The organism is Streptomyces sp. DT2A-34, assembly GCF_030499515.1.
Lineage (GTDB): Bacteria > Actinomycetota > Actinomycetes > Streptomycetales > Streptomycetaceae > Streptomyces.
Window position 1 is genome coordinate 8,820,436 of sequence record NZ_JASTWJ010000001.1, and the last position, 20,688, is coordinate 8,841,123.

The window sequence follows — 20,688 nt, forward strand, 5'->3', positions numbered from 1 at the left end:
CCAGGCCGGCCTCAACTCCTCCGGCCTCCCCGTCCCCCTCCTCCGCATCGGTCCCCCCGGCCGCCACGCCCACCAAGACCTCCGTGGCCACCCCCTCGGCGTCCAAGACCCCAGCGGCCACCACCTCCGTCCCCGCGTCCTCCGCGGGCGGCGTCCTCGGCGCCTGGCCGACGCCCACGGGCGACAAGTCGGTGACCTCGACCATCAAGGTGCCGACCTCGCTGAACGGCGGCATGAAGCGCTTCATCGGCTCGGGCGCCCTTGGCGGCGACAGCCAGGACGAGGACCAGGACCCCATCTTCGAACTCGCCGACGGGGCCACGCTGGAGAACGTCATACTCGGTGACCCGGCCGCCGACGGTGTCCACTGCCTGGGCAGTTGCACCCTCCGCAACGTCTGGTGGCAGGACGTCGGCGAGGACGCCGCCACCTTCAAGGGCACGTCCGCGTCCGCGACGTACGTTGTCGACGGCGGCGGAGCGCGGCAGGCCGACGACAAGGTCTTCCAGTTCAACGGCCAGGGAAAGCTCACCGTCAAAAACTTCCAGGCCGAGAACTTCGGCAAGCTGGTCCGGATGTGCGGCAACTGCAAGACGCAGTACCAGCGGCACGCCGTGATCAGCAACGTCAAGGTGACCAGTCCCGGCAAGGTCCTGGTCGGCGTCAACGCCAACTACGGTGACACCGCGACCCTCTCGGGCGTGACGGTCGTCGGCGACAGCGCCAGGAAGATCACCATCTGCGAGCGCTTCAAGGGCAACAACACCGGCGCTGAACCATCGTCCCTCGGCACCGGGTCGGACGGCACCCACTGCCTCTACAGCGCCTCGGACATCACCTACAAGTGATGCCGGCCCGGTGACCACACTCGGCCCGGTGACCACACCGGGCCGGGTGACCACGCGCACGTGCCCGCATTGTGTGGCACCGGGCCTGGTGAGACCGCCCCGGTCGCGAGGCGCGGCACAGGGCGCCCGCCACGGGCGCGACCTCACCGTGGTGAACCCCGGCCGGGTGGGGCGCCGCCGAACCCGCCAACCTGCCCTGGTCGCCGCGCCGACTGACCCGTGCAGGCGTCGCCCACCGGCGGGCGGCCGAACCGACCTGGTTCGTGGTGTCGGAAGCCCGGACCGGCCCGGTCTCGCCACGGTGCGCGTGCGACGGACGAAGGCGGGCGTGGAGGAGGAGATCACGCCGGCGTTCGGATGCGGCCCCGGCGAGGAACCCCCGCGCTGTAGGCCCTTCCCGGCCTCGCGGAGACCCTCAACGCTCGTCACTGCCTCCAGACGGCGCCGGCGTCCATGCTCTTCGCGCGGCGCGGACGCCTGCGGCATCGAGAGCGAGGTCGAAGGACACCCGCTCGCCCACGACCAGCGTGCTGTCCGCGTCGCCGTTGACCGCCGCGCGACAAGCGACGGCATCGGGGCCGGCGCACTCCTGGGCGATGACGCCCACGCCCCGGCCGGGATCAAGCCACTTCACCACGCCACATGGCACAGACGACCCCCAGCTGTGTCGACTCGCATGGGCGGGTGCACTGGCGCGCGAAGAAAGACACCCAGCGCAGACCAAACACTCAGTAACTGCTCCAGGGACAGTTGCCGCAGCGGGCGCGAGATCCAGTGAGCTCCTTCAACGAGTCATCCAGCCGCGTGCTCCCGGCGCCCTGCACGCGTCTCTCGACGAAGGTCGACTTGGTTGAGTGACGAAATCGACGGACTAAGTCATTGTCATACATCCATGGCGCACGTCTCAGCGGCCGAGCGCCGCCCCCAACTGATCAAAGCGGCCATCGACCTCATGCGCAGGGAGGGCGTCGCGGCCGGAAGCACGCGCGCGATCGCTGCCGAGCTGGGTGTTGCCCAGGCCACCGTGCACTACACCTTCGGTACGAAGGAGGGGCTGTGCCGGGCCGTCCTGGAGGAGCTCACGGAAAACCTGGTCGTACAGGTCGAACGCGCCGCACCGGAGGAAGGTGGGTTCGAGGAGACCATCAGCACTCTGGCGGCGGCCTTGTGGCGGACGGTACGGGACAGCCCGGCAGCCATCGGATGCTGACGGAACTGGCCACGTTCGCGATGCGCTCATCCCAGCTGCGCGAGGTTCTCACGAGCCACTACCAGCCGTGGATCGACGTGACAGCAAGGATCCTGAGGCAGGCGGCCGAGCGCACGGGTCAGCCGCTGGCGCAGCCCGCGGAGGCGATCGCCTGGTGGGTTCTCGCCGGTTTTGACGGACTCACGAACATGCATCTGTCGCTCCCCGATGAGGAGACCGAGCGCGTCGCCCTCCTGGGCTTGTCTCCTCCGTGGTGGCACTGGCCGGCGGGCAGCTGGAGCGGGTCGCCGGCCAGTGCCACGCGGTGGAGTCCCGCCCGACCGGCTGAGGCAACCGCGCGTGTGCCGAGACCTGCGCTCTCCCGAGCGCCCCAAAGCGCCTCACATTAAGCGAACGACTTTGTCATATGACAAGGGCGTGCGATAAAGTCTGGCGACCGGAACTTCGGCGCCTGCTGCGCCGACGGTTGCGTCGCACCTCTTTCTCTGCGCTGCCTCCGGCCCGCAGTGTCCAACCCTCATGCTCTTCAAGGGAGTTCAGCATGGCTGTGCTGCTTCACCGCCTGGGCCTCGGCGCCTACCGTCGCCGAAAGCTGGTGCTGTCCCTCTGGCTCGTGGCCCTGGCCGGGCTCGTCGCCTGTGTCGGCGTCTTCGGCGGCAAGCTCGACGACCGCTTCGCCGTACCGGGAACCGAGTCCCAGCGCGCGCTGGACACGGTCAGCAGGACCCTGCCGGACGTGTCCGGGGACAGCGCCCAGCTCGTCTTCACGGTCCCCGGAGGCAAGCGCGTCACCGAAGCCCCGTACGCGGCCGCCATCGCCGAAGCCGTGACGGCGGCGGGCCGGGCGCCGCAGGTCAGTTCCGTCGTCGGCCCCGAGAAATCCGGTGCCGTCTCGCCGGACGGGACCGCGGCGATCGTCCAGGTCCAGTACTCCATACCAAAGTCCGAGGTCAGCGAGTCCTCCAAGCACGCCCTTGAGAAGGCCGCACAGGCGGCCGAGAAGGACGGCATGGACGCTTCGGTGGGCGGCTCCGTCTACTCCAGCAGCGGCATCCACGTCGGCCCGTCGGAGATCATCGGCGTTGCAGTAGCCCTGCTCGTCCTCGTCATCACCTTCGGCTCGCTGCTCGCCGCCGGTATGTCCCTCATCCCCGCCCTCATCGGCGTGGCCGTGGGCCTGGCCGGGCTACTCGCCCTGACCCCGCTGGCCGACATCTCGTCCACCGCCGTCACCCTGGCGCTCATGCTGGGACTGGCCGTGGGCATCGACTACGTCCTGTTCATCCTTTCCCGTCACCGCCAGCAACTTGCCCGCGGAATGGCCCCGCAGGAGTCCGTCGCGCTGGCCAACGGCACTGCCGGAAGCGCGGTGGTCTTCGCCGGGGCCACCGTGATCATCGCGCTCGGGGCCCTGAGCGTCATCGGTATCCCCTTCCTGACCACCATGGGCCTGGGCGCGGCCGGGGCCGTGGTCATCGCCGTCCTTGCCGCGATCACCCTGCTGCCCGCCATCGCGGGATTCGCCGGCTCCCGGTTGGCACCGAAGCCCGGCAGCCGCGCCGCCCGTCGGGTCCACAACGACACCGAGGCCACCACCAAGGACACCCGCGGGGCCCGCTGGGTCAAGCGAGTGATCGCCAAGCCGCTGCTGACCGTGCTCGCCACCGCCGGCATCCTGCTCACCCTCGCCCTCCCCGCCACCGACCTGCGCCTGTCTCTCCCGGACAACCGCTCGGCGTCGCAGGGCTCCACCGAACGGACGACCTACGACACCGTCAGTGACAAGTTCGGCCCCGGCTTCAACGGCCCCCTCCTGGTGCTGACCGAGACCGATCACGGCCAGGGAGCTCAGGCCGGCGCTGAGGTCGCGCGGAAGCTGGCGACTCTCCACGGCGTCAAAGCGGTCCTGCCGCCCGCCTCCACCAGCAACCCGGCACAGAGCGTCATTACCGTCATCCCCGACGGAGGCCCCGACAGCCTCAAGACGGATCAACTCGTCCGCGACATCCGCAAGCACGGCGCCGACATCCGTGTGACATCCGGCACCTCCGTCTCGGTCACCGGTACCACCGCCGTCAACATCGACATCTCCAACCGGCTCTCCGACTCCCTGCTGCCCTTCGTCGCCATCGTCGTAGGCCTGAGCCTGATCCTGCTCATGATCGTCTTCCGCTCGCTCTTCATCCCCGTCAAGGCCGCCGTCGGCTTCCTACTCTCGGTTGCCGCCTCGCTGGGCCTGGTCGTCGCCCTGTTTCAGTGGGGATGGCTGGCCGACATGCTCGGGGTGCCCAGCACCGGCCCGGTCGTCAGCTTTCTGCCGATCATCCTGATCGGGGTGCTGTTCGGCCTGGCCATGGACTACGAGGTCTTCCTCGTCTCCGGCATGAGGGAGGAATGGCTCCACACTGGCATGGCCCGTAAGTCGGTCATCGACGGAGCCCGACACAGTGCACGGGTCGTCACCGCCGCCGCGCTGATCATGTTCACCGTCTTCGCCGGGTTCTTCCCCCTCGACAACCCGATCATCAAGCCCATCGCCTTCGCCCTGGCCGTCGGCGTGGCCATCGACGCCTTCGTCGTCCGTATGACCCTCGTCCCCGCACTGCTGACCCTCGCCGGACGCCACGCCTGGTGGCTGCCTGCCTGGCTTGACAGGATCCTTCCCGACCTCGACATCGAGGGCGCAAGCCTCCAGAAGGCAGCGCCGAGGGATCACGACCGCGTGGAAGTTCAGCCCGTTTCCTGAGGAAATCCGGCGACGGGCGACGCCCTCCCCGGCCGCCACGACCTCCGGTGGGCCCGCAGCGCGACCTGTGCCGCGGGCCCGCCTCCCCGAGTTCCGAACCCACAGGCCGTCCCAAGGACAAGCAATGCACCGGGTACTCCTGACGGGTGGCCACGCCCTCGTGCGCGATGCCTACGCACGCGTCATCGAGACCTCTGCCGCTCTGACCGTCCAGGCACAGATCCCTTCCCTGCATGACGCTCTCGCCCGACTCCCCGCCATGAGGCCCGCCCTTCTCCTCATCGACGCCCCGGCCTTGGCTCCATCCCTCCCAGACCACGACATGGCTGACTCTGCGCCACGCTGCCGTCCGGACCCGGCTCGCTGTCATCGGCGACATCTCCGTCGCGGAGACCGGTTCACTTCTGCACTGCGGTGTCACCAGCATCCTGACGGCCCTCGACCTGGTGAGCCGGGGCGGGCTGATCATCTCCTCCCCGCCGCCGACCCGCACCCGGACCTCCGCCATCCCCCCAGCCCGGTACTGGATCAACTCTCCGCAAGAGAGCGGCAGATCCTCATCCTCGTCGCGACCCAGCCTGACAACAACGCACTCGCCCGCCTGCTCGGCCTGAGTCCTCTCACGGTCAAGTCACACGTGAACCGGATCCTCCGCAAATTCGGCGTCTCCACCCGTGCCCAGCTGGTCGCCATCGCCTATGAGAGCGGCCTCGTCACCCCGGGCCTTCCCGTCGGCGGCATGTCGCACCACTGTGTCGTTTCCGCACACCGGTCCGGTGATCGGGGTCGACGGTACGTCATTGAGCAGTTGCGGGGCGGGGTCGGACAAGTCCGTGGAAGAGCATCGCTTCCGCGGTGGAGATGACCGCGTCGAGCTGTCCGGGCTCGGCGCGCAGTCGATCGGCGCGCCAGGACAGGCTGAGGATGCCGTTCATGGTGGCCCACAGAGCCGTCGCGGCGGCGTGGGGGTCGATACCGGGGGTGATGGAGCCGTCGGCGACGCCGTCGCTCAGGGCTGCGGCGAGCTTGGCGTTCTGCTCTTCGACGAGGTCTGCGACACGTTCGAGCGCGGTCGGTTCGTCGGGCGGGTCCGCGAGCAGGCGGAACTGGTGGGGGCGTTCGGTGGCGAAGCGGGCGTAGGCGGCTGCGGCCGCCCTGATGCGCTCCTCGGGGGTGCCGGGAGTGGCATAGGCGGCGTCCATGTATTGCCGGTTGTCTTCGAGGGCGCGTGCAGCGACGGCGATCAGGACAGCGGAGCGTCCGCCGACCCGGTTGTACACGGTCTGCACAGCGACATCGGCCCGTTCGGCGACAGCTTCCAGAGTGACGGCTGAGGGGCCGCCCTCGGCCAGAAGCTCTTCGGCCGCTTCCACGATGGCCGCCCGGGTGGCGGCGGCGCGACGGCTGGCTCGGGTGACCTTGTTTGTCATCACCCTGTTACTTTACGGCGGCCTAATGTTGGAATACATTACAAACTTGTAAGTGATTCCAAATTAACGAGGCGTGCCTGGGTGCCCCGTTGCCTTGTGGAGGCCCGATGACCGAACGTCTTGATCTGGCGTTTCCCTCCGGGGACACGGAATGCCGCGCGTGGTTGTACCTGCCGGAAGACGGCGGAGTACGTCCGGCCCTGGTGATGGGACACGGCCTGGGTGGTGTCCGGGAGATGCGTCTGGATGCCTACGCCGAGCGTTTCGCCGCCGCGGGATACGCCTGTCTGGTCTTCGACTACCGGCATTTCGGCTCCAGCGGAGGCCGACCCCGCCAGCTCCTGAGCATCCGCCGACAGCTTCAGGACTGGCGGGCTGCGGTGGCCTGTGCCCGCTCCCGGCCGGAGGTCGACCCCCGGCGTGTTGTGCTGTGGGGCACCTCTTTCGGCGGCGGCCATGTCCTGGCGACCGCCGCTCAGGACCCGGCCGTCGCAGCCGTCATCGCCCAGGGTCTGTTCACCGACGGTGCCGCCTCCGCTCTGGCGATGCGTCCGGACAGTTCGGTGAAGGTGATGGCCCGCGCGCTCCGTGACGTCGTCGGCGCCCGTCTGGGGCGCCCTCCCGTCATGGTCGCGACCGCGGGCCCACCCGGATCCGCCGCCCTGATGACCGCTGAGGACGCCGAGTCCGGCTACCTGGCCCTCGTGCCCGACGAGGCGCCCTTCGCCAACCAGGTCGCGGCGCGGTTCGCCCTGGACATCATCCGCTACCGGCCGGGCCGCCAGACCGCGAAGATCGCTTGCCCGGTGATGTTCTGCGTATGTGAGCACGACAGTGTGGCCCCCGCACGGCCGACCCTGCACCATGCCCGCAGGGCTCCGCACGGCGAAGTCCGCCTCTACCCCCACGGCCACTTCGACATATACGTCGGTGAGCCCTTCGAACGCGTTGTCAAGGACCAACTGGCGTTCCTGGGGCGGCACGTCCCCCTCAGCGCTTCGCCAGCCCCCCGGTGAAGTTCCGGTTCGACGGACGTTCCGAAGAGAGGTACTTGTTGCCCACCGCGATATCGCTTTCCCGTCACTGCTCGGCCAGGTCATCACCCCTGCACGCGTCGCGAATGCCGTCGTCCGCGGCATCGAGAACCGCTCCGCCCATGTCAACGTCCCCCGCCGGTGGGCGCTGTTCCCAGATTTGCACGGCGCCCTCAACCGCCGTCGCCGGATGTCACCTGCGACCGTGCCGGCTCCTGCGCCGACTCGAGGAATCCGCCGACGTGATCCGTACTCCCCGCAGACCGACACATCGAGGTAGGCCGTCATGACCCGTTACGACCTGACCGGGCGCACCATCGCCCTCACCGGTTCCACCGGCGGCCTGGGCGCCGCCCTCGCCCAAGCCCTGCGCGCCCGGGGAGCCAATCTCGCGCTGCTCGACCTCAGCGTTGAGGCCGCCACGGCCCAGGCCCGGGAACTGGGAGGCGAAACGGTTGCCCGCGGCTGGCATGCCAACGTACGCGATCTCGCCAGTCTTCAGCAGGCCATGGACGAGGCCGCCGAGCACTTCGGGCGCCTCGACGTCGTCATCGCAGGGGCGGGGATCGACACCATGGCTCCGCTGGCGACCATCGACCCGTTGGCCTACGAGCGCGTCATCGACGTCAACCTCAACGGGGTCTGGCGCACCTTCCGCGCGGCACTCCCTCACGTGCAACGCCACGAGGGCTACTTGCTTGCCGTCTCGTCCATGGCCGCCTTCGTGCACTCCCCGATGCAGGTCTCCTACACCGCGAGCAAGGCCGGCGTGTGGGCGCTGTGCGACAGCGTCCGTCTGGAACTGCGCCACCTCGGGGTCGGCGTGGGCAGCGCCCACCCCACCTTCTTTCGAACACCCTTGATGGACGACGTGACCGCTGACCCCGCCGGGCGCGCGCTGTGGGGCGGCAACGACCGAGGACTGTGGAAGATGGTCCCACTGCAGAAGGTCGTCAGCGGCATCGTCTCCGGCATCGAACGGCGTGCCGATCTCATCGTCGTCCCCAAGTCTCTCACCTTGGCCGCCAAGGCCCCGGGCCTGTTCCGCCCAATCGTCGAGCGCCTCGGATTTCGTGGCCAGACCGTGCCCCGCGCCATAGGCCTGGCCTCGGCGACCGGATGGCACAATCCAGCCGCACACGACCGGCATCACACCAACGGGACCCGGTAGAGCCTGCCGAGGGCAGAGGGCCCCGGCCGGTACGGGCGAGCCCGGCTCCGTACGGTCAAAAGGGGCGGTCCTCGGGCAGCGCAACTTCATGGGCCCAGGCGCAGAACTCGGCCCCCTGGGACGTAGACCTTCAGCCGGTCGGGGCCGAAGCGGTCACCGCTGGCGACGCCGACGTCGACTGCCCGCTCTCGGCGATCAGGCGCGGTCGTCCAGCCAGGTTGGCGATGCGCATCAGACTTCCTTCACAGGTTCGTGGTGGGTGCAGCCGGTCAGGCCGGCGGCGGTCAGGGTCAGGTGCTGGACGAGAACTTCGGCGGCGCTGTCGGCGTCGCGGGCCAGCGCCGCCTCCTCCAGTCGACGGTGCTCACCGACGAAGTCGCGGCCCGGGGTGCGGTGCACCGACCAGCGGCGGGCCAGCTCACTCGCGGTCCACATACGGTCGAAGGTTTCCAGCAGGACCGGGTTGCCGCATCCTTCCAGCAGCGTTCGGTGGAAGACCCGGTGGGCCTCGGACCAGGCACTGCTGAAGTACTCGCCCTCTTCTGGCACGTACACCGGGGTGCGCGCAAGCCGGTGATGGGCGGCGCGCACGCGCGCCTCCCAGTCGATGTCGCCGCGCTCGATCGACAGACGCAGGACGACCGGTTCGATCGTGCGGCGGGCTTCGGCGATCTCCTGCCAGCGCCGGTCGGAGAAGGTTGGGACGGCGAAGCCGCGGTTCGGCAGCCGGTCGGCGAGGCCGTCGCCGACCACCCGCACCAGCGCCTCGCGCACCACCGCCAGGCTCACCCCCTGCTCCTTGGCCAGGTCCTGCGGTTTGAGGGCTGCACCGGGGGCGTATTCACCACGCCTGATGGCGTCGCGCAGGCGTGCGTAGACCTGCTCGGAGAGCATCTGTTTCCCCGACGAGGTCGAGGCGTCGGCCGTCTGAGTCATGAGCTGAGTCTAGCCACCAGGCGTGATAATCGATTATCTATGCTATCGTCGATTGAAGATACGGTGGCATCCGATTCCCGACGTTATGGGCTGCCTGTCATTGTCTTACGCAGTCCCGCTCTGCCAGGAGAACCCGTGAGAAAGTCCGCTCGCACCCTTGTCGCTGACCGGTGCCGCCGTCCTCGTGGTCGGAGTCAGCGCGGTGTTCCACCTCCGACCGGCGGCAGCCGCACCACAGGCGCCAGGCACGACACCCACGGCTACGGCAAGGTCCGAAGCGGCGTCCCGGCCGCAGCCCCGCGGTTCACAGTCACCAGCCCGGATGTCCGTGGTGGCGGCGCCATTCCGGCCTACGCCTGGGCGAACGGCTTCGGCTGCACCGGCGCGAACCAGCGGATGCGGACTGGATGACCTGGGACATCCCGGTCGGCGAGAAAGGCCTCGGCCGTGCTCTGCCGCCCGGCGCCGTGGCGGGCGCGAACGACGGTGGTAGGAGCGGCTGCATGGGCCCCTGCCCGCCGGTCGGCGACGTCTCCCATCACTACAAGATCACGGTGTACGCCCTTGACACAGCGAGTCTGAACCTGGCCGCGCGCAGCACCGCAGCGGCGGCCTTCACCATGAACAGCCACATTGTCGGCTATGGCCGCCTCACCGCGACCGCACATCAGTAGTCCCCACAAGAGAGAGGAAGGCCGCCATGAGCGCCAACGACCCCTTCGCCCGCCTCCCCGAGGTGCCGGGCTTCACCGTCACGAGCACCACCATCGCCGACGGCGCCGCCTGGTCCGAAGAACAGTACTCCGGCATCTTCGGCGTCCCGGGTGGAAAGGACGTCTCCCCGCAGCTGTCGTGGAGCGGCGCCCCCGAGGGCACCAAGAGCTACGCCGTCACTGTCTACGACCCGGACGCCCCGACCGGCTCCGGCTTCTGGCACTGGGCCGTGGCCGATATCCCGGCCACCGTCAACGAGCTGCCCGAGGGGGCCGGCGACGACACCGGCTCGGGCCTGCCCGAGGGTGCCTTCCAACTGCCGGGCGACGCCCGAGCGGCCCGCTTCATCGGCGCAGCCCCGCCCGCCGGGCATGGCCCGCACCGCTACTTCATCGTGGTGCACGCCCTGGATGTCGAGTCCATCGGCGTTCCGGCCGAGGCCACGCCCGCGTTCCTGGGCTTCAACATGGCCGGACACATCCTCGGCCGGGCGGTCCTGACCGCCAGTGCCGAGATACGCGCCTGACGAACAGCTGCCAGGAGGGCCGCGCCCACGATCGTTGTCGCGGCCGTCGAGGATGAGCGTGCGGGGCAGCATGGGGGCCGAGGTGTCCGTCCGTCCGGCGTCAGCGGTTCGCCGAGCATCGTGGACAGGGCGGCGCGGGACAGCATCGCCGTGGCTGTAGGCGGCACCCAGGGTGACCCCGTGGACGGACGGCGCCTTGGTGAACGGAGCCACCGCGGTCAGGTCGGGCCGCCCTGCGACCAGGGGAAGCTTGCCGCTGAGCCCGGCAGGGACGGGTGGTGGTGGCGCAGTCCGCGCTCACGGTGTCCTGCTGCCGACGGGCACTCTTGGCCTGGCCGTGGTGGATCAGATGAACGTCCGTCCGTGGACGTGGCAGCGGCGACTTGCGGCAGAGGGGACGACGTTCGCGGAGGCGGTCGATGACCTACGGCGGGGGATGGCCGAGCACGACCCGCGGGACACCGTCGAGGTGCGCGCGCCGCAGGCGTGAGTGGCCAAGCCGACCGCGACTGAAACGGTGAGGCTGGGGTGCCAGGACCGGCATGGCGGGCGCGGATGTCGACCTGCGCCGGCAGGCGTTCCTCCGCAGATTCGCTCTTGAACGCACCTTCCGCCCGTTCAGCAGACTCTGGGCTGGACCGTCCCCCTGTCCAGCCCCACGCACCGCCAACTTGTGGGCCTCGCTGATCATCACTGCCCACACCCAACTCCGCCTCGTCCGCCCCCTTCCGAGGACCTCCACCGCCCTGGGAATGGCCGGCCCAGCCCCGCCGCCTCACCCTCGTCCGTGTCCGCTGGGGGGCTGACACCTCCGCGCCAAGAGCGCCGCCCATCCCGCCGAGGTTTCCCAACCCTCCCGGCCCGGGCCCAAAGGCCAACCCGGCCCGATCAACCCCAGGCCCGGCACCGTCCTGATCGCCGCCGTCGAGGTGACCTCGAAGACAACCGGCAGTCATGGACGTCACCTACATGTCGCCGAGTGCATCGCGTCCGAGTACGGCGGACGCGGCGACGACTCCGCCCACGACGGCGCCGCTGACGCCGGCCGCGGCGACGTCCTGGCCGCTGAGGAACAGGCCGGGCACCAAGGTGTGGGCGCTCAGGCCACGCTGGGCGAAGCGCTCGGGCGTGTGCGCCAGTGACATGAAGTCACCGTGTGTCCTGCCGAGGAAGTGGTTGAAGCTGAGCGGGGTGGCGAGCTCCATGTGATCGATCTTGCCTTCCGCCTTGGGATAGAACCGCAGGACCTGGTCGAGCAGTTCGCGGCTCAGTCGCTGCTTGAGCTGTTCGTACTCCACCCCGCGACGCATCCAGGCGCTGTCGGCGAACGGCTCGAACAGCGACCAGGTCGTCACACCGGCGATGTCGATCGTGCTCCGCCCGGGGTAACGGTCGTTCCACTGCGGGTCCTTGGCGGAGGGGCAGGTCAGGAAGTACGCGGGCATCGGCCGATGCTGGGGGTCCGACTCGTACAAGGCGAACTGGGCGTCGACGTCCGGCCCCTGGTGTGCCCAGATGTTGGATCCGCTCAGCTCGAGCTGGTCCGCCGACTCCTTGATCCCGATGTTGAGGACAACCCAGGTGAGCGAGGGGCCAATCGCCCGGCAGGCGTCCACGAGTTCGTCGTCGCGCTTGGCGTCGGCGGGCAGCAGACGCGTGAGGGTGTTGAGGGCGCCGGCATCGCTGATCACCACGGGAGCGTCGAACGCGCGTCCGTCGGTCATCGTGACGCCGCAGGCGCGTCCCTGTTCGTCGAGCCTTACGGAGTCGACTTCGGCGGCGATGAGGACGTCCCCGCCGGCGGCCCGGATCACGTCACTGATCGTCTCGGTGATCCGGCCCGACCCGCCGACGGGGAAGTTGGCGCCGTCGATGTAGTGGCGGATGAGCATGGCGTGCATGGCGAACGAGACCCGCCCCGGGGTCATCGAGTAGTCGCCGAAGTGACCGCACAGAACGGTCTTGAGCTCCTCGTCGTCGGTCAGTTCCGCGAGGACCTCCGTCACCGTGCGGTCGGAGAAGGAGCGGAACGGCGCGCACATCGCCTCGTAGTGCTCCTGTGCGACGGGCTGCGGCAGGCTGCGCTGGGCGAAGAAGGGCTTGGCGGCCCGGTTGGCCGCGAAGACCAGGTCGACGTAGCGGCTGATCGCCTCGGCCTCGTCCGGGAAGTACTGGATCAGGCGTTCCTTGAACCGGTCGGCGCCGGACGGGATCTCATACTCGCGGTCTTCGACGAAGATCCGGTTGTAGACGTCGGGCATCGGGGCCCACCCCAGCTTTCCGCCGGTGATGTGGTCGAAGATCCTGCGCAGGCCGCTGCCCGGACGGTGCACTTCGCCCATGTAGTGCAGTCCGGCATCCCATTCGTAGCCGGCCCGGCGGAAGGTCTGGATGGCGCCGCCCGCGGTCGTGTGCCGCTCAAGGAGCAGAACCCGTTGCCCGGACCGGGCGAGGAAGCCCGCGGCAGTGAGACCTCCGGCACCGGAACCGATGACGATCGCGTCCCAGGAGTCCGCCACCGTGCTCCGCTTGTAACTCTGTCCCGCCTTCATGCCACACTCTCCCATCTGGCTTCGGTTTCCCGAACTCAGGCTAGTTGCCTCGGTAGACTGGCAGCAAGGCGACAGAGGTGGAGGCAGTGTGGAGCACCGATCCGATCCTGCGGTTTCCGACGGGCGGGACGACACCGTGTGGGACAGGGACGCGTGGGACCTGGAACCGGACTCCGTCGCTCTCGCCCTGCGCGTGATGAGCCCCCGCACCGCGGGCGTGATCATGCGGGAGGCCTTCTTCGGCACTCGCCGGTTCGAGGATTTCCTGCGCCACGTGGACGTCAGCTCGGGGGTGCTGTCCGCCCGCCTGCGCGAACTGGTCGACGAGGGAATGCTGGAGAAGTGCCCGTACCGCGAGCCGGGGGCGAGGGTGCGGGACGAGTACCGGCTCACCGACAAGGGCCGCAGCATGCTCCCCGTCCTCGTAGCCCTCATCGACTGGGCCGACCACTGGCTCGTGGGCCCGCAGGGTCCGACGGTGCAACTGCTGCACCGGGACTGCGGAGCACCGATCACCGCTTCGGTCACCTGCGCTTCGGGGCACTCCATCACCGCGCCGCGCAACGTCATCGCTGCGCCAGGGCCAGGGGCTCGGCCGGCCGCTGTGGATTCAGACTGAATGCAGCGAGGTGGTACCTCTGCCGAAGGCACCCGTCGCCCTTGCAGACCGAGAACCGCTGTTGCCGCGCATACGAGGGAGAGCTTCTCTTACTTCTGCGAGGCCCCGGCGTGCAGCGTGTCGAGTTGCTCGCTGGTGAGAGGCCTGGTCGGCATTCCCCGCAGAACCAGATGGATCTTCGCGGTCGCTTCCAGTTCTTCGATGACGTCAGCCGTGGCAGCGAGGTCGCGTCCGGCGGCGAGCGGCCCGTGGTTGGCGAGCAGGAGTGCGTGGTGCTGCTGCGCCGACTTCGCGGCGATCGGACCGAGACGCTCGTCGCCCGGCGCGTGGTAGGGGAGCAGCGGCAGGGTGCCGACGCGTAGGGCGTAGTACGCGGTGAGCGGTGGTAGTACGTCCGACGCGTCGTCCGGGTCCAGGCATGACAGGGCGACCGCGTAGGGGCTGTGCAGGTGTACGACGGCCGTATCGGCTGGGCGGGACCTGTACATGGCCAGATGCAGGAACGCCTCCTTCGATGGCCGTGGACCGTCGAGATGTGTGCCGTCCAGGCTCAGGACCGACAGCTCTTCCGGCTCAAGAGCCCCCAGGGATGCTCCGGTCGGTGTGAGCAGGATGCAGTCGTCGGTGCGGACGCTGATGTTCCCGGTTCGGCCGGGGCTCAGTCCGCGTGCGAACAGCGAGGCGCCCAGGTCGGTGATCTGTCGCCGAAACCGCGTGCGGCTCATGCGACCGCCTGCGTGGCGGCGAGGAGGAGCAGGTCGGGGGCGCCGAAGTTGCCGGATTTCAGCAGCAGGGCCAGGCGGGGTTCGCCCGTGCTGATGCACCAGGGGACTCCACGGTCCGCTTCAGCGCCGATCTCCACCGACTCCACCCCGACGGCGCTGACCACGGCGCCCGAGGTCTCGCCGCCCGCGACGACGAGGCGCCGGTAGCCCAGTCGCACCGCTTCCGCGGCCACGGCACCGAGTGTCCGCTCGAACACCTCGGCGGCATCGATGTCGGCGCGCTGGCCGGGAGGAGCCGATGAATAGACCATCAGCGGTCGGCCGTCGGCGTGCGTACGGAGCCAGCGCAGGGCGTCGGTGCGGAGCGCGTCCGGTGTGGCGGACACGGACAGGTCCAGGCGATGGGACGGGAGCGTCGAGCTGGCTCGCGCCACCTGTCCCAGTGTGGTGTCGGAGCAACTGCCGGCAAGCACGATCGTGGGTCCGGCAACATGCCCCACGGAGGCGGAGGTGGCGATCCCGGTGGCGGACACCTCGCCCACGGCACGGGCCAGACCGGCCGCGCCGGTGAGCACGCCGAGATCCGCGCCGGCATGGGCCACTGTGGTGAGGTCGGCGTCGCAGACCGCGTCCGTCACCGCGAACCGGATGCCCCTGTCCTGAAGGGTTTCCAGCCGCGCACGCAACGCGTCAGGCCCTTCTCGTACCAGGGAGAGGGGGACGAGCTCTACTGCGTGCGGTGTCTGTCGCCCGAGCAGGCGGACCAGGTCGGGATCTGTCATGGGCGTCAGCGGGTGGTGGCGCATCGAGGATTCGGACAGCAGACGGTCACCGACGAAGAGGTGTCCTTGGTACACCGTGCGCCCGTGCTCGGGTGCGGCCGGACAGACGACGGTGAGCTCGGTTCCCGTCGCGTCGAGCAGCGCATCGGCCACAGGCCCGATGTTGCCCGCCTCCGTCGAGTCGAAGGTCGAGCAGTACTTGAAGAACAGGCGGGTGGTGCCCTGGCGGGCAAGCCACTCCCGGGCACGCAGAGTCTCCTCGACGGCCTCGTTGGAAGCGATGGTGCGTGTCTTGAGGGCAACGACCACCGCGTCACACAGAGGCAGTGTCGCGTCGTCGGCCGGGCAGTCGAAGAACAGCACGGTCCGCGCACCGGCCCTGTGCAGGGCGGCGGCGACGTCGGTGCCGCCTGTGTAGTCGTCGGCGATGCAGCCCAACAGCGGTGACACCGTGGTCGTGCCGCGCGGACCCGCGGGGCTATCCATGCAGCACGGCTCCGATGGACTCGTCGAGGACGGTGACGAGCTCATCGATCTCTTCCCGAGTGATGATGTACGGCGGGCTGATCTGGATCTGGTCGCCACCGGAGCCGTGGTTGACGCCGGGCGTCCCCTCGCGCAGCAGCACCCCGCGTGTCTCGGCCACTTCGACCACGCGTTTCGCGATGTTGTGGTCCTTGTCGAACGGGCGCTTGGTCTTCTTGTCGGCGACCAGTTCGACCCCGGCGAGGAGGCCGATGCCACGGACATCTCCTACTTCGTCCCGCCGTCCGGCCAGCTCGCGGAGCCGATGGTGGAGGTGTTCGCCCATCTCGGCGGATCGGTCGAACAACTCGTTTTCCTCGACGATCTCATAGACCTGCACGCCGACGGCGCAGGCCATCGGCATACCGCCGTACGTGAAGCCGTGTACGTACTGCCCCGACGTGGACCGGATCGTTTCGACGATCCGACCGGACGCCACACACGCCGCGAGCGGTGCGTAACCCGAACCGAGGCCCTTGCCGACCGTGAGGATGTCGGGTTTCGCGTCCCAGTGCTCGATCGCGAACGGCTTGCCCGTCCGGCCGTAACCCGTCAGAACCTCGTCCGCGATGAACAGAATGTCGTAGCGGTCGCAGATCTCACGAATGCGCTCGTAGTAGCCGGCCACCGGAACGGCGCCGGCGAGTGAGGTACCGGAGACCGGCTCCGCGATGAACGCGGCCACCGTTTCCGGTCCCTCCTGCAGGATCGAGCGTTCCAGGTCGTCCGCACATGGGGTCCCGCAGCCGGGGAATTCGGCCGAGAAGGGGCAGCGATAACAGAAGGCCGGGGCGATCCGGGGACTGGACGCGATGTAGGGCGAGTACCGCGAACTCCAACTGGGCCGTCCGGACAGGCCCAGCATCGACAGCGTGTTGCCGTGGTAGCTCATGCCCCGGCTGATGATCTTCCACTTCGTCGCCCGGCCGCGATCAAGGTGGTATTGCCGCGCGATCTTCACGGCAGACTCGTTGGCTTCCGAGCCGCCCGAGCAGAAGAACACCTTGCCGTCGTCCACTGGTGCGAGAGCAGAGAGGCTTTCGGCGAGCCGTTCCTGCCATGGGTTGGTGAAGACGGCCGAGTACACGAAGCTCGTGCTTGCGGAAGCGGCGGCGAGCGCCTCGGAGACACGCCCAACGCCGTGCCCGATGATGTTGACGGCGGCGCCGCCCACCGCGTCCATGTACGGCCGGCCCTCGGAATCGAAGAGGTACATGCCCTCGGCGCTGACGATGGTCTTGTAGGCATGCCGCAGGTCTCGTTGCAGGACCGCGCCGTTGGTCCGTTGCCACGCGTCCGGTCGAGTTTCGGCCGACACCGCTCCGATCGGAGTTGACGAACCGAGCGTCTGCGCGGTCGCACTGTTCTGACGCATACCCCGCCCCTTGTGTCAATCATCCAATTGATGAGTTGTTCAGCAATCCAAGCAGATCCTCAGTGAGTGCGTCAACGTGCACCTGCGGCCACCCGGCGATCGTGTCCTAATAATGTCGCTCGACCTGGTCGACCAATAAAATCAACCGATACTGTCGGATGACAAACAACTGGTGTGGCTTGAGGCCAGTGAGTGTCGGCACAGGAAGAGAGAGGTACGCATGGCGAACGCATCCGTACAGAAGACCGAAGCCATCCCCGAGCGTCCAGGGCTCCCTTGGATCGGACAGGCTCTCGACATCCCGCGCGGCGCGGATGCCCTCACCTACTTCACTGATGAGGTCAAGAAGCTGGGTCCGCTGTACAAGATCCGCGCCTTCGGCACTGAGGCGATCATCGTCGGCGGCCTGGACCTGGTCGCCGAGCTGTCGGACGAGAGCCGGTTCCGCAAGAACGTGCACTCCGATCTGCTGATCCTGCGGGAGATCGGCGGGGACGGGCTGTTCACGGCCTTCAATGACGAGCCGAACTGGCGCAAGGCGCACGACGTCCTGATGCCGGCGTTCTCACTCGGTGCCATGCGGGGCTATCACTCCACGATGCTTCGGGTGGCCCGGAGCCTGATCGCCAAGTGGGACGAGGCGGTTGGGCGGAATCCCGTGGACGTGCCCGCCGACATGACCCGGCTGACGTTCGACACGATCGGGCTGAGCGGTTTCGGCTACGACTTCGAGTCCTTCAGCCGTGAGGAACCGCATCCCTTCGTAACGGCTCTGGCGCGAGCGCTGGAGTACGCCGACGCCAAGAACGGCGCCCTTCCGGGCGCGGAGCTGTTCCAGCGGAAGAAGGTGGAGCAGTTCCGGACCGACAACAAGCTGATGAAGGGCATGGTCGACGAGATCATCCAGCGGCGGCGCGCGGAGGGAGACACGAGCACTGATGATCTGCTGGGGCGGATGCTGCATACCCGGGACGAGGTGACCGGCGAGCTCCTCGACGACGAGAACATCCGCAACCAGGCGATCACCTTCCTCATCGCCGGGCACGAGACCACCAGCGGGGCCCTGTCGTTCGCCATGTACTACCTGACGAAGCATCCGGAGGTGCTGGCGCGGGCCCAGGCGGAGGTGGACGCCCTGTGGGGCGACGTAGACGACCCGGACCCGGCCTACGGCGACGTCGGAAAGCTGACCTACATCCGCCAGGTTCTGAACGAAGCGCTCCGGCTGTGGCCGACAGCGCCGGGGTACGCCATCGAGCCGTTGGAGGACACGGTCATCGGCGGCAAGTACCAGGTACGCAAGGGCGAAACGCTGATGGTGATGATCCCGGCGCTGCACCGGGACCCCGCGTGGGGTGAAAACGTGGAGCTGTTCGATCCGGAACGGTTCTCCCCGGAGCGTGAGGCGGCGCGCCCGGTACACCTGTTCAAGCCCTTCGGCAGCGGTGAGCGAGCCTGCATCGGCCGCCAGTTCGCACTGCACGAGGCAACGCTCGTGCTCGGCCTGCTCATCCACCGCTACCGCCTGATCGACCACACCAACTACCAGTTCAAGGTCAAGCAGTCGCTCACCATCAAGCCCGACGACTTCACCCTGGAGTTGGCCCGGCGGGAGAGCGGCGAGCGCCGCCTGCCCGACGCCACCTCCACGAGCAGCGCCGCCGCCGAGGAGGTACGGCACAGTGCCCGGCGCGTGACCGGGACCTCCCTGACCGTGCTGCATGGTTCCAATCTCGGCACCTGTGCCGGCATCGCCCGCGATCTGGTGGAGGACGGCGCCGAGCACGGCTTCAGCGCCACGGTCGCCTCCTTGAACGACTCCGTGGACCGGCTCGCCTCGGCGAACGGCCCCGTAGTGATCGTCGCCGCCTCCTACAACGGCAGGCCCACCGACGACGCCGCAGAGTTCGTCTCCTGGTTGGAGGACCTTCAGCCAGGCTCACTCGACGGCGTTCAGTACGCCGTGCTTGGCGTCGGCGACCGCAACTGGGCCGCCACCTACCAGCGCATCCCCACGCTCATCGACGAGCGACTGGCCGCCGCGGGCGCCACGCCCCTGGTGGAGCGCGGTGCGGCGGACGCCGCCGGGGACTTCGCCGGCACCGTGGATCGGTGGACCGGTGATCTGTGGTCAGCCCTGCTGGAGCGCTACGGCGTCCCGACCGTGGGCGGTACGGAACCGGTCAAGGACTCGGACGCCGACCTGGGGCTGTACGAGCTGGAGGACGCGGCGGAGTCGGTCACCGGTGAACTCGCCGCACGCCATGGAGTTCAGCCCATGCGGGTGCTGGACGCGTACGAACTGGTCGACATGGACCACGCCCTCGGCCGCTCCAAGCGCTTCCTCAGGCTGCGGCTGCCCCAGGGCGTCACCTACCGCACCGGTGACCACCTCGCGATACTCCCGAGCAACCCGGAGGGCCTGGTGCGGCGGGTCGCCGACCGGTTCGGTCTCGACCTGGACCGCACGGTCCGGCTGCGCGCTCGGCGCCGCAGCCGCAGCACCCTGCCCGTCGATCGGCCGCTGACTCTGCGCCGTCTGTTGACCGACTTCGTGGAACTGCAGGATGCGGCGACGCGGGAGCAGGTCTCCGTGCTCGTGGAGCACACCGCCTGCCCGCCCGAGCGCCGCCCACTGGCCGAACTCGCCTCGGCGCGGCCCGATGCCTTCGGCGAGCAGGTGACCGCCGCCGGGCGCAGCATCCTGGACCTGCTGGAGCAGTACCGCGCGTGCGAGTTGCCGTTCGAGCTGTTCCTGGAGATGCTGCCGGTCCTGCGCCCGCGGCACTACTCGATCTCCTCGTCCGCCGAGGCGGCTCCCGGTGAGGTCGACCTGATGGTGTCGCAGCTCGCCGCCCCGCATCGCAGCGGCGAGGGCGTGTTCGCCGGGATCGCGTCGAACTACCTGCAGAACGTGTCGGCCGGCGACACGGTCCAGTCCCGGGTGCTGCCGTGCAGCGAGTCCTTCCGGCTGCCGCAGGACATGTCCGTCCCCGTGATCCTGGTCAGCGCGGGCACCGGGCTGGCACCGTTCCGCGGCGCGGTCCTCGACCGCTACCACACCGGATCCACCGGCAAGTTGCTGTGCTACTTCGGCTGCGACCACCCCGATGTCGACTACCTGCACCGCGATGAGCTGGAAGCGGCGGAGGCGGCCGGAGCGGTCAGCCTGCGACCCACCTTCATGCACGCCCCCGAGGAGGGCGCCCGTTTCGTCCAGGATCGCATCACACAGGAGAGTGACGAGGTGTGGGCGGCGCTTGAGGCCGGAGGACGGGTGTTCATCTGCGGCGACGGCCGCCGCATGGCCCCCGCGGTGCGGGAGGCGTTCATGGGCGTCTACCGCGAGCACACCGGCGCCGGTGACGAGGAGGCCGCGTCCTGGCTGACCACGCTGACCGAGTCCGGCACGTACGTCGAGGACGTCTGGGCCGGCTGATCCGGCCCTCGCACGGCCACGGGCGTCCGAAGCGCCCGTGGCCGCTGTGTCCGCGC

At 68.8% G+C, this 20,688-nt stretch carries 17 protein-coding genes and 2 pseudogenes; 12 read left to right on the plus strand and 7 right to left on the minus strand.

Annotation, left to right across the window (positions count from 1 at the left end):
* Positions 1–83: 83 nt before the first annotated feature.
* Positions 84–848 carry a pectate lyase gene (locus QQM39_RS39210; RefSeq protein ID WP_302003882.1) on the plus strand — a complete coding sequence of 255 codons (765 nt, stop codon included), beginning with the start codon at positions 84–86 and terminating at the stop codon, positions 846–848.
* 166 nt (positions 849–1,014) lie between these two features.
* Positions 1,015–1,173: pseudogene (locus QQM39_RS39215) on the plus strand (hypothetical protein); the annotation flags it as partial.
* 90 nt (positions 1,174–1,263) lie between these two features.
* On the opposite strand, the gene QQM39_RS39220 reads toward QQM39_RS39215, so the two are convergent.
* Entirely contained in the window at positions 1,264–1,482 is a 219-nt protein-coding gene (locus tag QQM39_RS39220; RefSeq protein WP_302002362.1) for a hypothetical protein, read from the minus strand.
* A 258-nt stretch (positions 1,483–1,740) separates the two neighbouring features.
* Here QQM39_RS39220 and QQM39_RS39225 point away from each other — a divergent pair.
* From QQM39_RS39225 to QQM39_RS39235, 3 genes and pseudogenes are all read left to right on the plus strand, one after another.
* A pseudogene (locus tag QQM39_RS39225) lies at positions 1,741–2,386 on the plus strand (TetR/AcrR family transcriptional regulator).
* A 213-nt stretch (positions 2,387–2,599) separates the two neighbouring features.
* Positions 2,600–4,804: an MMPL family transporter gene (locus QQM39_RS39230; protein ID WP_302002363.1), complete on the plus strand. Its 2,205-nt coding sequence runs from the start codon at positions 2,600–2,602 to the stop codon at positions 4,802–4,804.
* Between the two features lie 322 nt (positions 4,805–5,126).
* Positions 5,127–5,669 (plus strand): LuxR C-terminal-related transcriptional regulator, encoded by a 543-nt coding sequence (locus QQM39_RS39235; RefSeq protein ID WP_302003883.1) that lies wholly within the window; start codon positions 5,127–5,129, stop codon positions 5,667–5,669.
* Here QQM39_RS39235 and QQM39_RS39240 read toward each other — a convergent pair.
* A complete protein-coding gene (locus QQM39_RS39240; protein WP_302002364.1) occupies positions 5,602–6,234 on the minus strand; it encodes a TetR/AcrR family transcriptional regulator in 633 nt (210 codons plus the stop codon). The two genes, QQM39_RS39235 and QQM39_RS39240, sit on opposite strands and share 68 nt — an antisense overlap.
* 107 nt (positions 6,235–6,341) lie before the next feature.
* On the opposite strand from QQM39_RS39240, the gene QQM39_RS39245 reads away from it, so the two are divergent.
* Positions 6,342–7,250, plus strand: coding sequence for an alpha/beta hydrolase (locus QQM39_RS39245; protein ID WP_302002365.1), 909 nt, complete (start codon positions 6,342–6,344; stop codon positions 7,248–7,250).
* Positions 7,251–7,554: 304 nt separating this feature from the next.
* On the plus strand, positions 7,555–8,439 hold the full coding sequence (locus QQM39_RS39250; protein WP_302002366.1) for an SDR family NAD(P)-dependent oxidoreductase: 885 nt from the start codon (positions 7,555–7,557) through the stop codon (positions 8,437–8,439).
* Between the two features lie 231 nt (positions 8,440–8,670).
* Here the strand turns inward: QQM39_RS39250 and QQM39_RS39255 are convergent, their stop codons facing one another.
* Positions 8,671–9,375, minus strand: a complete 705-nt coding sequence (locus tag QQM39_RS39255; protein ID WP_302002367.1) for a GntR family transcriptional regulator — start codon at positions 9,373–9,375, stop codon at positions 8,671–8,673.
* Between the two features lie 407 nt (positions 9,376–9,782).
* Here QQM39_RS39255 and QQM39_RS39260 point away from each other — a divergent pair, with 407 nt between their 5' ends.
* From QQM39_RS39260 to QQM39_RS39270, 3 genes are all read left to right on the plus strand, one after another.
* The gene (locus QQM39_RS39260) at positions 9,783–10,049 is read left to right on the plus strand and encodes a YbhB/YbcL family Raf kinase inhibitor-like protein (RefSeq protein ID WP_302002368.1); all 267 of its coding nucleotides are present in this window, start codon (positions 9,783–9,785) and stop codon (positions 10,047–10,049) included.
* Positions 10,050–10,075: 26 nt separating this feature from the next.
* Positions 10,076–10,615 (plus strand): YbhB/YbcL family Raf kinase inhibitor-like protein, encoded by a 540-nt coding sequence (locus QQM39_RS39265; protein ID WP_302002369.1) that lies wholly within the window; start codon positions 10,076–10,078, stop codon positions 10,613–10,615.
* 349 nt (positions 10,616–10,964) lie between these two features.
* Entirely contained in the window at positions 10,965–11,105 is a 141-nt protein-coding gene (locus QQM39_RS39270; protein WP_302002370.1) for a hypothetical protein, read from the plus strand.
* Positions 11,106–11,580: 475 nt separating this feature from the next.
* Here the strand turns inward: QQM39_RS39270 and QQM39_RS39275 are convergent, their stop codons facing one another.
* The gene (locus QQM39_RS39275) at positions 11,581–13,167 is read right to left on the minus strand and encodes an NAD(P)/FAD-dependent oxidoreductase (RefSeq protein ID WP_302002371.1); all 1,587 of its coding nucleotides are present in this window, start codon (positions 13,165–13,167) and stop codon (positions 11,581–11,583) included.
* Between the two features lie 88 nt (positions 13,168–13,255).
* Here QQM39_RS39275 and QQM39_RS39280 point away from each other — a divergent pair, with 88 nt between their 5' ends.
* Entirely contained in the window at positions 13,256–13,786 is a 531-nt protein-coding gene (locus tag QQM39_RS39280) for a helix-turn-helix domain-containing protein (RefSeq protein ID WP_302002372.1), read from the plus strand.
* Positions 13,787–13,875: 89 nt separating this feature from the next.
* On the opposite strand, the gene otnC is transcribed toward QQM39_RS39280, so the two are convergent.
* The 3 genes from otnC to QQM39_RS39295 are packed head-to-tail and all read right to left on the minus strand — an operon-like array spanning position 13,876 to position 17,193.
* Entirely contained in the window at positions 13,876–14,511 is a 636-nt protein-coding gene (gene otnC / locus QQM39_RS39285; protein ID WP_302002373.1) for a 3-oxo-tetronate 4-phosphate decarboxylase, read from the minus strand.
* Entirely contained in the window at positions 14,508–15,779 is a 1,272-nt protein-coding gene (otnK, locus tag QQM39_RS39290; protein ID WP_302002374.1) for a 3-oxo-tetronate kinase, read from the minus strand. Before otnK ends, otnC begins: the two co-directional genes overlap by 4 nt.
* The gene (locus QQM39_RS39295; protein ID WP_302002375.1) at positions 15,772–17,193 is read right to left on the minus strand and encodes an aspartate aminotransferase family protein; all 1,422 of its coding nucleotides are present in this window, start codon (positions 17,191–17,193) and stop codon (positions 15,772–15,774) included. Before QQM39_RS39295 ends, otnK begins: the two co-directional genes overlap by 8 nt.
* Positions 17,194–17,413: 220 nt before the next feature.
* Between QQM39_RS39295 and QQM39_RS39300 the strand changes: the two genes are divergently transcribed.
* Positions 17,414–20,632 (plus strand): bifunctional cytochrome P450/NADPH--P450 reductase, encoded by a 3,219-nt coding sequence (locus QQM39_RS39300; RefSeq protein ID WP_302002376.1) that lies wholly within the window; start codon positions 17,414–17,416, stop codon positions 20,630–20,632.
* Positions 20,633–20,688 lie beyond the last annotated feature (56 nt).

Excerpts from the sequence above, each read along its gene's own strand:
- QQM39_RS39230 (WP_302002363.1), top strand. The coding sequence starts at position 2,600 with ATGGCTGTGCTGCTTCACCGCCTGGGCCTCGGCGCCTACCGTCGCCGA.
- QQM39_RS39235 (WP_302003883.1), top strand. The coding sequence starts at position 5,127 with ATGGCTGACTCTGCGCCACGCTGCCGTCCGGACCCGGCTCGCTGTCAT.
- QQM39_RS39240 (WP_302002364.1), bottom strand. The coding sequence starts at position 6,234 with ATGACAAACAAGGTCACCCGAGCCAGCCGTCGCGCCGCCGCCACCCGG.
- QQM39_RS39245 (WP_302002365.1), top strand. The coding sequence starts at position 6,342 with ATGACCGAACGTCTTGATCTGGCGTTTCCCTCCGGGGACACGGAATGC.
- QQM39_RS39250 (WP_302002366.1), top strand. The coding sequence starts at position 7,555 with ATGACCCGTTACGACCTGACCGGGCGCACCATCGCCCTCACCGGTTCC.
- QQM39_RS39255 (WP_302002367.1), bottom strand. The coding sequence starts at position 9,375 with ATGACTCAGACGGCCGACGCCTCGACCTCGTCGGGGAAACAGATGCTC.
- QQM39_RS39260 (WP_302002368.1), top strand. The coding sequence starts at position 9,783 with ATGACCTGGGACATCCCGGTCGGCGAGAAAGGCCTCGGCCGTGCTCTG.
- QQM39_RS39265 (WP_302002369.1), top strand. The coding sequence starts at position 10,076 with ATGAGCGCCAACGACCCCTTCGCCCGCCTCCCCGAGGTGCCGGGCTTC.
- QQM39_RS39270 (WP_302002370.1), top strand. The coding sequence starts at position 10,965 with ATGAACGTCCGTCCGTGGACGTGGCAGCGGCGACTTGCGGCAGAGGGG.
- QQM39_RS39275 (WP_302002371.1), bottom strand. The coding sequence starts at position 13,167 with ATGAAGGCGGGACAGAGTTACAAGCGGAGCACGGTGGCGGACTCCTGG.
- otnC (WP_302002373.1), bottom strand. The coding sequence starts at position 14,511 with ATGAGCCGCACGCGGTTTCGGCGACAGATCACCGACCTGGGCGCCTCG.
- otnK (WP_302002374.1), bottom strand. The coding sequence starts at position 15,779 with ATGGATAGCCCCGCGGGTCCGCGCGGCACGACCACGGTGTCACCGCTG.
- QQM39_RS39295 (WP_302002375.1), bottom strand. The coding sequence starts at position 17,193 with ATGCGTCAGAACAGTGCGACCGCGCAGACGCTCGGTTCGTCAACTCCG.
- QQM39_RS39300 (WP_302002376.1), top strand. The coding sequence starts at position 17,414 with ATGGCGAACGCATCCGTACAGAAGACCGAAGCCATCCCCGAGCGTCCA.